We start from the raw sequence: 13,016 nt of genomic DNA on the forward strand, positions 1-13,016 counted from the left end.
TCTTTGTCTTTGTCTTTGTCTTTGTCTTTGTCTTTGTCTTTGTCTTTGTCTTTGTCTTTGTCTTTGTCTTTGTCTTTCATCAATCTAATGTATAATTCACAGTATTTTATACAAAAATAATACAAAGTATTTTATACAAAAATAATACAAACTTTTTAGCAAGTTAAACTGGATATAGAAAAAAGGAAAGCCCATGAAATATTTATTTTCATCAATCATATTGTTAACCATGCTCAATCTTAATGCATTAGCAGCTGAGCCAACTTGCCACTCAGGCAATCCGCCTTATTGCAAGTACATTGGCAAAGTCAATAGGATATACGTTAATGCCGATAACTTGATGTTACTTTATTTTGATACCGATCTTCCCTCGGAAGTCGCCGATTCAGCAGGATATAATGTTTCAAAATACTCAGCAGCTGCATTTTCTGTTGATCAAAACCCCGAGTTTGCCAAAATGCTTTACTCAACGGCCTTAGCCGCTCAAGCATCCAATCGTGATGTCACTATACAAATGCGTGGAAGTACATGGGGTTATCTTAAAATTGATCGCATCTGGCTTGATGCCCCCTAAAAATCACCTTAGTAATAAAAAGCCTTGTTTAAAAACAAGGCTTTTTATTACTAAAATATCACCTCAGATTTCCAAAAACTAGAAACCCTAGAAACGATAAATTCCCTTCAAGTAATAGTAACCCCCATTAAAGCCATAAGGCGAGGTTTCATAATATACGCCGCCCCATGCATTAGAGGCTCCGTCATAATCAATCAACTCAGCTTTTTTATCGAAAATATTTTGCGCCCCCACGGCCACAGTGAAGGCCTCATTAATGTAATAACTCAGCTCCATATCCACAGTGACTGCATCTGATGCGGTTTTTGCCGTGGCATCATAATCCACATGTACACCTTGATATTCACCATAATAATTCACTCGCGTAAATAAGCCTAAATCCTGCCAAGCTTGGTTCCAAGTGAAAGTGGCTCTGTGATTGGGCAAATCATTTTCAAGCCGTGAAACCTTAAAGTCTCCCGTGACATCAGTATAACTGTCCACCGTCGTTTCATTCCAGTTATACACTAAAGCAAAACTGGCATCTCCCCAAAGCAAATCGCTACTGTAGTTAGCAACAAAATCCACACCTTGCGTTGTTGTATCAAAGTCATTGGTGAAATAACTGACCTGAGATAAGCCTTCAACATTGGGCACGCCATCGGCGATTAATACTGCTTTGTCTGCATCGGTTAAATCAATTTTCGCTGACTGGCTGATCCTATCATCCACTTTAATGTTGTAATAATCCAGCGTCATATAAACTTCCCCTAAAGTGTACACCACACCTAGAGTATAACTGCTCGATTTCTCAGGACTTAACGCTTCACTTCCCAATTGTTGTGCAATAGGATTCGTCGGCGGTAATAACGCCGAATCAACTAATATGCCGGATTCAAAACTGGTTTGCACTGTACTGACATTCGCCTGCCCCACAGTCGGTGCTCTAAAGCCTGTGTTATAGGATGCACGCAACGCAATATCATCGGTCACCTGTAGGTTAGTGGCGATCTTATAATTGGTGGTTGAGCCAAATGTATCATAATCCTCAAAGCGCACCGCTGCTTCTAACAACCAGTTATCGGTAAAGGGCATTCCCACATCAATATAACCGGCGTAATTTGTGCGGGTATATTCTCCTGCTTGAGCTGGTGTAAACCCAGGAAAACCATTGGAACCCACACTGAAACCTTGCGTACTCAATGGCCCCGCTTCATATGACGCTACATCCCCTGCTAATATTTCAAAGGTTTCATCATGCCACTCGGCACCAAAGGCAAAATTAAAATCATCCGCCATGCCAAAATCGATATATTTAACTAAATCGGCATTAAAGTTCCACTCAGATTGAATGTATTTTCCTGGACTAAAATCTCTTGGTGTATCAGGTCCTAGCGAGGCATTGACTGTATTATAGATCTCATATCGAGACTCATTACTGCCATAACTGCCACTAAAATCATAATCAATGCCTTGCAACCAAGGAATTTGAAACTCCCCTCGCGTACCAGCCACAATCGATGTGTCTTCAATATGCCCACCAAAATTCGGTGTAAATCCACCCGGTAGTAGTTCAGTAAAGGCGAAACAATTAGGATCATTGGCCACACCATCAATATAATTTTGCTGAGTGGCAATATTGTTCGAGGTTATTGCAATACTTGGACAACTTATTCCATCACCATCCGCTAACCCATCATTGACTTGCCCGGCATCACCGGGCGTTAAATCCCCCACCAACAAGGTTGCACCATCATCATTAGAATACACGCCTCCTCGCGTATTAGGGTTACGATAATAAAACCCCCCTTTCACGTCGCGTTGGGAGTAATTACCAAATAAATACGCTTGCGAAAATGCATCTAACTCTAAGCCTAAATTAGCAAAAAGACTGATGTCATCACTGATTTCAGGTGAGCCCCATATTTGAGCCGGGTTATCTACGTCGACTCCCGCTGCAGCAAATGCTGCAGCATCCGGCCTTTGAACACTGCGACTCGTAGGATCAATATCCTTATAAGAAAAACTTAAATTCACAAACCCATCTTGTGTTAACGGCATGCCAATATTACCGAGGAACTGCGCCGTGGTACCATCACCCTCATAATATTCTCCCACTTTAGCCTCTAATGATCCCCCTTCTGCGTCATCCCTTAACACAAAGTTAATCACTCCAGCGATAGCATCCGAGCCATATTGCGCCGCTGCGCCATCACGCAACACTTCTACCTGCTTAAGCGCAATACTGGGAAAAACAGAAATATCAGGGCCATGAGCGCCATCATTAATTCCCCCGCCTTGAAAAGTGATCACAGACGATCTATGTCTGCGCTTACCATTAACTAAAATCAGTGTACTGTCCGCAGACAATCCCCTTAAATTAGCGGGGCGAACTAAACTTGCTGTATCACTGATGGGATTGGCATGTACATTTAACGAAGGGACTGAGCCTTTTAAAATTTCCAACATATCAGTACTGGCAGAACGATTTATTTCATCGCTGCCGATAATATCGATAGGCACCGGAGAATCGGCTATCGATCGTGGTGCCGCTCTTGATCCCACCACGGCGATACGCTCCACTTTTTCGTCGACGGCAACTGGCACATCTTCTGCAAACACATTGTGAGTCACTAAACTACTTGAAATGGCGATTGATATGGCAATACTGAGAGTATTTTGCTTGAACTTATTCATTATATGCATTTCATCAAATTCTCATTTTTTATTGTTATGGTCCTGCCGCGGCACTTCAGTGAAGCGAGCAGTGAACTGAACCCAAATGAGCTAAGAATGTAAAGGAACACTCAACAGCAAGCACATAAGCGAAACATTAATCTAACAAAAAACAATAACAATGCACAAGAGATGCCTAAATACTCTAAAAATCACGGTATTTAAGATAAAGCATTCATATTAATAAACAATGTTAAAGATAAACCTAAATCCACGATATTTCGTGTTTTTGACAATTCGATTTATAATCAAGCATTACACTGATATGACAAGTAGGCTTTATGACTTCTTCCACGTCAAAAAATGTTGCTAACACTGAATTCTTGCCAGAAAATCAATTGATTTTAAATGCTGTGAGTGAAGGGATCTATGGCTTCGATCTCAATGGAAATGCCGTCTTTATCAATCCTGCAGCAGAAAAGATGACAGGTTGGAAAGCCGAAGAATTACTAGGGAAAAACATTCACGATAGCCATCATCATAGCCACAGTGATGGACGTCATTACCCTCAAGAAGAATGCCCAATTTATAATACCTTGCAAGATGGCCTACCGAGAGAAATCAGCCACGAAGTCTTTTGGCGCAAAGATGGCACTTGTTTTCCGGTATTGTATAATTCAACCCCCGTTTATAAAGACAAGCAACTTATCGGTGTTGTCGCGATATTTCGTGATATTAGCATACAGAAACAAACAGAGCAGTCTTTAAGGCAAGCCTTGAAACAAGTTCAGGCATTGTCTGAAAAATTGTCATCTGAAAACCAATACTTACAACTGGAATTAGCCAATAAGACTGGCGATGTGGGTATTTCCGGGCATAGTGAGAAAATACAAGAATTAATACAGCAAGTTGCATTGGTTGCCAATACAGATAGTACTGTGCTGATCAGTGGCGAAAATGGCACAGGCAAAGAATTAGTCGCTCGTAACCTCCACCAGCTTAGCCATAGAGCAGATAAACCACTCATCAGCGTTAATTGCGCTGCCTTTTCAGCGACCTTACTGGAAAGTGAGCTATTTGGTCATGAAAAAGGTGCCTTTACAGGCGCCACTAACCGCAGAAAAGGTCGCTTTGAACTGGCCAATCACGGCACACTTTTTCTAGATGAAGTAGCAGAACTGTCCCTTGAAGCTCAATCTAAATTGTTACGTGTCATACAAGAACGAGAATTTGAACGGGTTGGCAGCAGCGAAACCATCCAAGTCGATATTCGCCTTATTACCGCCAGCCATCATGACTTGCTTAAGAGAGTCCAACAAGGTTTATTTAGAATGGATCTTTACTATAGGCTCAATGTTTTTCCTATTCAAGTTCCCCCTTTAAGAGACAGATTAGAAGATATTCCAGAACTTGTTAATCACCTCATTCATGATTTAAATAGAAAATTAGGTAAAAAAATAAAAGGGGTAAGTCAAAAAGGTCTGCAGCAACTGATGTCACATCGCTGGCCAGGTAATGTACGCGAATTACAAAATGTACTCGAAAGGGAGATAATACTATCTCAAAGTGATGTATTACATATTGCGCCAATCACAAACAATAACAATACACCACAAACAAAACTACTGACTTTCGCACAAATGGAAAAACAATACCTCACTCAAGTATTACGGCAAGTCAGTTGGCGGATCTCAGGTCCCGCTGGCGCGGCACAATTGCTGGATCTTGCCCCAAGTACACTCAGATCCCGTATGAAGAAATTGGGAATAAACAGGCCAAATTAGTTTTTGTGATCGCGATCTCACTGTATTTATGTGATCACGCGCAGCATTAACGCTCAATATCACGATATATCACACAGTAGCGATATATCGTGACTCAAAAACAAAATAAACAGCAACTTACCTATTAATAACAACAACTTAAATAACATAGCCTTTTTGGCCTAATGCTTGCTATTAACTCGTAAAAAAGTGTGCAGTGTCAACGCCAAAGAGAAGTAACATGTCAAATAATAATATTGTCAACACCCATCCCGCTATGGGGGATCGCATTCCCATTAAGCAAATTTCAACACCAACAAACAAAATTCAAATACGTGAACAAAAAGGCTATTTCCAACGAATAAGAACGGGAATGAATAGCCTCTTAGTACTATTATTTCTGCTCACCCCTTTTATCAATTATCAGGGACGACAAGCCATTTTATTTAACATTAGTGAGCAACAATTTATTTTTTTTGGCACCACATTATGGCCGCAAGATTTCACTGTTTTAGCGTGGATTTTTATTGCTGCTGCTTTCATGTTATTTTTTGTCACCGTATTTTGGGGAAGAATATGGTGTGGCTTTCTTTGCCCACAAACTGCTTGGACATTTATGTTTGTTTGGGTCGAAACCCGTTTAGAAGGTAGCCGTAATCAAAGAATTACATTAGATAAAGCCCCTTGGTCTTTGACAAAAATCTATAAACGAGTAGGAAAACACTTTATATGGGGTATGATAGCCTTACTAACAGGGTGTAGTTTTATCGCCTATTTTATTCCTGCACGTACACTCTATCCTGAAATATTGACCTTTAGTGGCAGTTTTTGGGCGACCACTTGGGTATGGTTTTTTGCACTTTGTACTTATCTCAATGCCGGCTGGATGAGAGAGCAGATGTGCCTACATTGCTGCCCATATTCTCGCTTTCAATCCGTGATGTTTGATGCTAATACCCAAACCGTCACTTACAATACTAAGCGAGGCGAATCACGGGGTCCGAGAAAGCGCAAACAAGAGACGGCATTAGGCGATTGTGTCGACTGTCATTTGTGTGTTGATGTATGCCCAACGGGTATCGACATCAGAAATGGACTCCAATATGAATGCATTAATTGCGGCGCCTGTGTTGATGCTTGTAACCAAACCATGAAAAAATTTGGTTATGCCCCCAATTTAATTAGTTATATTAGCGAAAATAGCCTCAAAAATACCCCTAAACCTATTTTTACTTCATTTAAATTTATTGGTTATGGTATTGCCACTTTAATCATGCTCAGTGTTATTGGCTTAGATATCGCTAATCGAGATAATATTCAGCTGAACGTGATTCGAGACAGACAGAACCTATATCGTGAAACCTTGGACAGTAAAATAGAAAACAGTTATACGCTTAAGATCAGAAATAAAACCCAAGAGCGCCGTCAATACCAGATCAACATAGATAATGAGCATATCTATCAATTGGTTGGTAATACACAAGTGACCATTCTTCCGGGAGAACAACTGGACTATCCTGTTACCGTACTGGCCAAACAAGATAGATTAAATTCAAGTCGCAGCCCCATTAATTTCACTATTAAAGAGATAGATAATGGTGACAGTAAAAACAATTGGGTTTCTCAATCTTCCAATTTCTTTAGCCCCTTGTAATATAATCAATACGCAGGTGAGCCTTGGCGTTAATCTGCGTATTCATACAAAGCTGATTTTAATCATTTTCGTTTTATGGATGCGCTTAAGGCTGGGGAAAACATTGATTACAACCCGTACCAAGCTCGCTAGAGCAATTAGCCTGTTACAATAGCTTATATTGAATGATGCCGAACAAGAAGTGAGTCTTGGCCAATCAGGGTAGCTGGCTGTCTCTGATCCACAAGTGATGTCTAGTTATTGGCAACAAGCACATGAAACTGACAGGATAATGACACAAAATTATTTCTTTAATCTGAGATGAAGCCATGTTCAAACTGCAAGATCTCAAAAGCTAGCCTACACTTTATGCGTATCAATTAAGGGAGAATAGCTTATGCCTTGCTCAAACAGTCATACTCATCCAGATCATATTCATGGCCCTCATTGCGGTCATACCGCCATTCATCATGAAGATCATATTTGTTATGTTCACGATGGGCATTTACATCAACCCCATGAAGATCATTACCATGATCATGTTATTGAAGTGACTAAAGTCAACCCTGATCTATGTATACCCACTCATGACTGTGGCAAGCATGTTCACGGCCCCAATTGTGGACATGAAGCCATTCCCCATGGCGACCATATTGACTATTTAGTCAATGGTCGTTTACACCATGTCCATAATGGCCATTGCGATGATCATGGCCCTATTGAGCTCATAAAAGAGTAACAATGAGATCATTCCATTGAATACAAAAATACACTAGTCGAAGAAATGAGTGACTCGAACACTTCATAAAGCATTCGAGTCACAGCTATTAAACTTGAATGGCAACAAAGACTATAGGTTAAATTTCTCAATAACTTGTTCTATCAGGTATTATTGTTGTATTTTAGTCATAATCCAGCTTTCTAGTTAAATATCAAGCCACTCTATATGACATCTTCTGTATCTAATGAAACAAAAAACCAAGCGCTCAAAGTAGCCAAAGCCACGCAAAAACCAGGACAAACAAAAGAGCAGACAAAACTCATTGCACAAGGCATTGAAAAAGGGATCAGTGAATATAAAAAACAACAAAAAGCCAAGGCACGGGAGCGTGACAAACAGCGTAAGCAATCTTTGAAAAAACCGGCAATGGACAAAATACCGAACAACAATGAGCCAACACCTAGTCAATCATTTGTTTATTTACCTTGGCTATTATTGGCATTGAGTTGGCTCGCGTTTTTACTCTATCTCTTTTTTTATGATAAATAATGCAAAGAATGACTTATTTTCACCTGCTCACTGACATTATCACTATTGACCAGTGAGCTTCTCCATAATGACAACTATTTTTTCGTCGCATCTTTTACCACCAAAACGGGACATTTGGCTTTATGCACTAATTCTTCAGCCAAGTTTGCATGTAAAAAATGCAAGGTTCCTGCACTGTGGTGACTTGCAAGCACTATCATTCCTACATCATGCTCCGTAGCTTCTTCTAATATTTGTGGTGCGATTCCACCACTTCTTATTACCGTTTTAAGGGATAATCCCGCTTCTAATTTATTTTCTATATTGGCTAACAAGGCTTGCATTTTCTCTAATGAATACGCTTCTAAATGATGCTCTAACTCTTCAGGTGTTTCAACAATAATACCATAGTTATGTTTACCATACGGGCTACTCATGACATGTAACAAACGAATATCCACTTGATAAAGATTAGCGAGTTCTATTGCATATTCTAGTGCATTTTCAGCTGTTTTTGAAAAGTCTGTTGGGCATAGTATTTCACGAGTACGCATTATTTCTTCTCCTATTCTGGACCCCAAAAAGCCTAACCTTTATTTACCACTCATTTGATATTAGCCATAAAGTATAATTAATTCATCCCTAATTGACGTTCCCATTTCAAATTGACATTAACAAAATAAAATCATCCTAATCATACTTTTCAATACGTGAAAGGATCCGCTTAATAATAGATAGATAAAAACCGTTAACTCACATAATATAAACTGACTAACCAGTTAGCCAGCTTCAATAACACCTTTGAATAATAACAACTTGTTAGTCAAACAAGCTTAAAAAGGAGTATAAAAATGAATATGGTAATCAATAAAGAAGCTATGACACTCAAACAAATATTGGATACTCAACGCCGTGATTTCAGCGCAAACCCAATGCCATCATTAACCATTCGAATCGCTCAACTCAAAAAACTTAAAACAGCATTACTGGATAATAAAACAGCCTTACAAAATGCTTTATGCGCCGACTTTGGTCAGCGCTCACTCGATGATACTTTAATAGCAGATATTCTTCCTTGTATTAATAACATCAATTACACTATTAAGCATCTAAAAAAATGGATGCGGCCGAGTCGCCGTCATACAGGCTTGTTATTTATGCCTGCTAAGCTTGCTGTTCATTATCAACCATTAGGGGTCATAGGGATCATTTCTCCTTGGAATTTTCCTGTCATGCTCTCTATTGGTCCATTGATCACAGCCATTGCCGCAGGCAACCGCGTCATGCTTAAATTCTCAGAATTCACTCCTGCAACCAATGCACAATTAACAAAAATATTAAACAGTGTATTTGACAGTCAATATGTGGCTTGTATACAAGGGGAAGCGGATATCGCAGCCGAATTTTCAACACTACCTTTTGATCATCTCCTTTACACAGGCTCTGGCACTGTCGGGCAAAAAGTCATGGAAGCCGCCGCCAAAAACCTCACTCCAGTCACTTTAGAACTCGGTGGAAAGTCTCCCGTCATCATTGCTGAAGATATGCCAATAGACATGGCTGTTGAGCGACTCATATATGGTAAATGTCTCAATGCGGGTCAAATTTGTGTCGCTCCTGACTACGTATTAGTGCCCAAACATAAACAACAAGCCTTTATTGATGCCTATAAACATCAATTTAAAAAAATGTATGGTAAGGTTAAACATAACAAAGATTACACCAGTATTGTTAATACTCGCCACTTTGAACGCCTTCAAGCATTACTCATCGACGCTCAAGCAAAAGGTGCGCATGTAGAAAGCGCCAATGACGAAGAAATCGATTCTGATAGCAGAAAAATTCCCACACAACTCATCACTCAAGTCTCCAATGAGATGGACATTAGTCAAGACGAAATCTTTGGCCCCTTGTTGCCCATTATGACTTATGAAAGCCTTAACGAAGCCATTCAATATGTAAATGATCATCCTCGGCCTTTAGCTTTATATTTAATGAGCTTAAAGAAGAGCATTCAACAAGAGGTATTAACGAAAACTCACTCTGGTGGTGTTTGTATTAATGAAACTGTCTTCCATGTCGCCGTTGATGACGCACCATTTGGAGGAATAGGTCCCTCAGGTATGGGGCATTATCATGGCAAAGAAGGTTTTCTAACTTTCAGTCATGCAAAAACCGTATTGAGCCGCGGTAAAATAAACACGGGAAAATTCGTTCATCCACCTTATGGTGGTAAAATGGGTGCCTTAATACTCAAAATATTTTTACGTTAAACATCCATATACCCACAGCATGAAAAAAACCATCCATACCGGATCCCGCACTTGCCTTGTTTGTAAAACAAGGCTTTTATACCAATTCCATTATATAAGTGATCTTTCAGCGGGAGTTCAACATGCTGTAGGCAAGGTCGTTAATTGCTCCTGCATTAACAGACAGTCCCACCATCCATGGTGGTCGCAGATGATTGAAGCTAATAGTGATTCTCGGCTTGGGTTCAAACGTCGCCCTACCTCCTTCATCCATGAAGTCGTATATCGAAAGCAGCTAAGTCACATAAAGTATGTTGAAACCCGCACAAAGTGAGCTGCTCAGGCATTCCACTTCAGCGTTGCATTCATTTGAAAGGGATCACCATTACAGCATAAATGCGCCTTGAATTGAAAAGCCTGAGAAGCTCTGAATTGATCATCTATATAATAGAATTGGTATTATGCCACATCAACAGCACAGATCGCTTAAGCGTTTTTCAATTGACTGAGAGAAATCACTGGGACGCCCTCTATGCTTCACCACTGCCAAACGGCCCCCTTCAAAAAAGCGTATCCTCAGTTCTATCATCATAGTACTCTTAACGGTTACCCTATAGACTTCCAGAATAGCTATTTTAACGCTTTTCTATACTGGATTGATATATTTGGTCATAAACTTGTTTAAAAGCCCTAGAAAAGGCTTAGTGGGACTCAGAGCTCATAATTCTGGTTATAACGCGAATACAATACCTAAAATAGCTTTAATCTCGACTAAGCAATAATTGATCTGCAGCTCTTTTTAATTTCAGCCAACAAACATTCTGATGTAAAGGTAAACCATTCCCGCTCTCTTTGAAGTTATAATACCAATTCCATTATATAAGTGATCTTTCAGCGGGAATTCAACATGCTGTAGGCCAGGTCGTTAATTGCTCCTGCATTAACAGACAGTCCCACCATCCATGGTGGTCGCAGATGATTGAAGCTAATAGTGATTCTCGGCTTGGGTTCAAACGTCGCTCTACCTCCCTCATCCATGAGGTCGTATATCGAAAGCAGCTAAGTCACATAAAGTATGTTGAAACCCGCACAAAGTGAGCTTCTCAGACATTCCACTTCTGCGTTGCATTCATTTGAAAGGGAATCACCATTACAGCATAAATGCGCCTTGAATTGAAAAGCCTGAGAGGCTCTGAATTGATCATCTATATAATGGAATTGGTATAACAGCACACCTAAAACAAATGACCCAAAACAAAAAACCACTGAAAAATATCAGTGGTTTCTTATGTTCATCGCAGGGATAAAGCTTGAAAGATTACATCATCGCTGATAAATCACTTCAACATCATAATCGTCATCGTCATCGTCAAAGTCATCATCATCGAGATCATCGAAATCCGAATGCTCAACATTTTGACTGTCTTGATGATAATTATCCCACTTAAATTCAACTTCGGCTTCAACATCCACAACTGCTTCAGCAGGTAGTGCATCAATAAAGTCTACCAGCTTAAGAGCCAGCTCTTCTGTTCCTTCACGGTTATAGGCTGAAATGGTAAACACTTCACCTTGCCAATCAAGTTCAGAAACAATGTGATCAACACGCTCTTGCAGTTCCTCTTCAAGCATTAAATCCGCTTTATTAATGATCAACCAGCGCGGTTTACTCGCAAGCTTTGGAGAGTGCTTCTCAAGCTCTTTGACAATCGCACGAGCTGACTCAATCGGACAGCTTTCATCAATTGGCTCGACATCAATAATATGGAGCAATACTCGGCAACGCTCTAAATGTTTCAAAAAGCGTATACCTAATCCAGCGCCTTCAGCAGCGCCTTCAATGAGACCTGGAATATCGGCAACCACAAAGCTTTGTCCATGCCGTGGATTAACCACACCTAAATTAGGCACTAATGTCGTAAACGGATAATCCGCCACTTTGGGCTTAGCTTTAGAAACCGAACGGATAAAGGTCGACTTACCCGCATTCGGCATACCTAATAAGCCAACATCAGCCAACAACATCAGCTCTAACCGTAAACTGCGTACTTCACCTGGCGTTCCTAAGGTTTTTTGTCTAGGAGCACGATTGGTACTGCTTTTAAAACGGGTATTACCTAAGCCATGGAAACCGCCTTTTGCCACCAACATTTTTTGATTATGCTGAGTCAAATCACCTAGTGATTCTTCTGTTTCTTCGTCGATCGCTCGAGTTCCAACAGGAACTTTTAAGATAAGATCACTGCCGCCATGACCTGTACAATCACGACCTCGACCATTTTGACCGCGCTCCGCTCGGTGAAAACGTTCAAAACGGTAATCTATAAGGGTATTTAAGTTTTCATCAGCCTGAAGGTAAACACTACCACCATCACCACCGTCACCACCATCAGGTCCACCATCAGGCACATATTTTTCGCGCCTAAAACTCACACAACCACTACCACCGTCGCCTGCTTCAACTCGGATCACGGCTTCATCGACAAACTTCATATCCACTCCTAGCACAACAGAATATAAACATTATACTGTGTTACTCACTCTGTGACCAAATAACAGTTTTATTGTTATACAAAAACAAAAGCCCCACCAATGGCGGGGCTCTTTCAGTCATTTGCGCTTAGCGCTACAAATTAACCTTCGATGCTAATGAACTTGCGGTTCTTAGGACCTTTAACTTCGAATTTCACTTTACCATCAGTTAAAGCGAATAAAGTGTGGTCACGACCGATACCAACATTATTACCAGCATGGAACTTAGTACCACGTTGACGAACGATGATGTTACCAGCAAGAACAGATTCACCACCAAAACGTTTTACACCAAGACGTTTACTTTCTGAATCGCGGCCGTTACGAGTAGAACCGCCAGCTTTTTTATGTGCCATGA

At 40.3% G+C, this 13,016-nt stretch carries 11 protein-coding genes; 6 read left to right on the forward strand and 5 right to left on the reverse strand.

The window, feature by feature from the left end; translation table 11 throughout:
- The first annotated feature begins 193 nt into the window (after positions 1-193).
- Positions 194-574, forward strand: coding sequence for a hypothetical protein (locus tag Q0791_RS08665; RefSeq protein WP_299004916.1), 381 nt, complete (start codon positions 194-196; stop codon positions 572-574).
- Positions 575-661: 87 nt separating this feature from the next.
- Here Q0791_RS08665 and Q0791_RS08670 read toward each other — a convergent pair whose 3' ends face one another.
- Positions 662-3,250: a TonB-dependent receptor gene (locus Q0791_RS08670; RefSeq protein ID WP_299004918.1), complete on the reverse strand. Its 2,589-nt coding sequence runs from the start codon at positions 3,248-3,250 to the stop codon at positions 662-664.
- 320 nt (positions 3,251-3,570) lie between these two features.
- On the opposite strand from Q0791_RS08670, the gene Q0791_RS08675 reads away from it, so the two are divergent.
- The 4 genes from Q0791_RS08675 to Q0791_RS08690 all read left to right on the forward strand — a co-directional run bounded on the left by Q0791_RS08675 (position 3,571) and on the right by Q0791_RS08690 (position 7,895).
- A complete protein-coding gene (locus Q0791_RS08675; protein ID WP_299004920.1) occupies positions 3,571-5,013 on the forward strand; it encodes a sigma 54-interacting transcriptional regulator in 1,443 nt (480 codons plus the stop codon).
- A 256-nt stretch (positions 5,014-5,269) separates the two neighbouring features.
- Positions 5,270-6,646 carry a cytochrome c oxidase accessory protein CcoG gene (gene ccoG / locus Q0791_RS08680; RefSeq protein ID WP_299005059.1) on the forward strand — a complete coding sequence of 459 codons (1,377 nt, stop codon included), beginning with the start codon at positions 5,270-5,272 and terminating at the stop codon, positions 6,644-6,646.
- A gap of 376 nt (positions 6,647-7,022) precedes the next feature.
- Entirely contained in the window at positions 7,023-7,364 is a 342-nt protein-coding gene (locus tag Q0791_RS08685) for a hypothetical protein (RefSeq protein ID WP_299004922.1), read from the forward strand.
- A gap of 207 nt (positions 7,365-7,571) precedes the next feature.
- Positions 7,572-7,895, forward strand: a complete 324-nt coding sequence (locus tag Q0791_RS08690) for a DUF2956 domain-containing protein (RefSeq protein ID WP_299004926.1) — start codon at positions 7,572-7,574, stop codon at positions 7,893-7,895.
- A 74-nt stretch (positions 7,896-7,969) separates the two neighbouring features.
- Here Q0791_RS08690 and Q0791_RS08695 read toward each other — a convergent pair whose 3' ends face one another.
- On the reverse strand, positions 7,970-8,428 hold the full coding sequence (locus Q0791_RS08695; RefSeq protein ID WP_299004929.1) for a universal stress protein: 459 nt from the start codon (positions 8,426-8,428) through the stop codon (positions 7,970-7,972).
- Between the two features lie 297 nt (positions 8,429-8,725).
- On the opposite strand from Q0791_RS08695, the gene Q0791_RS08700 reads away from it, so the two are divergent.
- Positions 8,726-10,147 (forward strand): coniferyl aldehyde dehydrogenase, encoded by a 1,422-nt coding sequence (locus Q0791_RS08700; protein WP_299004932.1) that lies wholly within the window; start codon positions 8,726-8,728, stop codon positions 10,145-10,147.
- Positions 10,148-10,595: 448 nt separating this feature from the next.
- Here the strand turns inward: Q0791_RS08700 and Q0791_RS08705 are convergent, their stop codons facing one another.
- The 3 genes from Q0791_RS08705 to rpmA all read right to left on the reverse strand — a co-directional run bounded on the left by Q0791_RS08705 (position 10,596) and on the right by rpmA (position 13,014).
- Entirely contained in the window at positions 10,596-10,718 is a 123-nt protein-coding gene (locus Q0791_RS08705) for a hypothetical protein (RefSeq protein ID WP_299004935.1), read from the reverse strand.
- Positions 10,719-11,449: 731 nt separating this feature from the next.
- Positions 11,450-12,619 (reverse strand): Obg family GTPase CgtA, encoded by a 1,170-nt coding sequence (cgtA, locus tag Q0791_RS08710; RefSeq protein WP_299004937.1) that lies wholly within the window; start codon positions 12,617-12,619, stop codon positions 11,450-11,452.
- A gap of 140 nt (positions 12,620-12,759) precedes the next feature.
- Positions 12,760-13,014, reverse strand: a complete 255-nt coding sequence (gene rpmA / locus Q0791_RS08715) for a 50S ribosomal protein L27 (RefSeq protein WP_299004939.1) — start codon at positions 13,012-13,014, stop codon at positions 12,760-12,762.
- Positions 13,015-13,016 lie beyond the last annotated feature (2 nt).

The sequence above is a fragment of the uncultured Shewanella sp. genome (genome assembly GCF_947495455.1).
Lineage (GTDB): Bacteria > Pseudomonadota > Gammaproteobacteria > Enterobacterales > Shewanellaceae > Shewanella.

Excerpts from the sequence above, each read along its gene's own strand:
- Q0791_RS08675 (WP_299004920.1), top strand. The coding sequence starts at position 3,571 with ATGACTTCTTCCACGTCAAAAAATGTTGCTAACACTGAATTCTTGCCA.
- Q0791_RS08690 (WP_299004926.1), top strand. The coding sequence starts at position 7,572 with ATGACATCTTCTGTATCTAATGAAACAAAAAACCAAGCGCTCAAAGTA.
- Q0791_RS08700 (WP_299004932.1), top strand. The coding sequence starts at position 8,726 with ATGAATATGGTAATCAATAAAGAAGCTATGACACTCAAACAAATATTG.
- Q0791_RS08665 (WP_299004916.1), top strand. The coding sequence starts at position 194 with ATGAAATATTTATTTTCATCAATCATATTGTTAACCATGCTCAATCTT.
- Q0791_RS08695 (WP_299004929.1), bottom strand. The coding sequence starts at position 8,428 with ATGCGTACTCGTGAAATACTATGCCCAACAGACTTTTCAAAAACAGCT.
- Q0791_RS08685 (WP_299004922.1), top strand. The coding sequence starts at position 7,023 with ATGCCTTGCTCAAACAGTCATACTCATCCAGATCATATTCATGGCCCT.
- rpmA (WP_299004939.1), bottom strand. The coding sequence starts at position 13,014 with ATGGCACATAAAAAAGCTGGCGGTTCTACTCGTAACGGCCGCGATTCA.
- Q0791_RS08670 (WP_299004918.1), bottom strand. The coding sequence starts at position 3,250 with ATGAATAAGTTCAAGCAAAATACTCTCAGTATTGCCATATCAATCGCC.
- ccoG (WP_299005059.1), top strand. The coding sequence starts at position 5,270 with ATGGGGGATCGCATTCCCATTAAGCAAATTTCAACACCAACAAACAAA.
- cgtA (WP_299004937.1), bottom strand. The coding sequence starts at position 12,619 with ATGAAGTTTGTCGATGAAGCCGTGATCCGAGTTGAAGCAGGCGACGGT.
- Q0791_RS08705 (WP_299004935.1), bottom strand. The coding sequence starts at position 10,718 with ATGATGATAGAACTGAGGATACGCTTTTTTGAAGGGGGCCGTTTGGCA.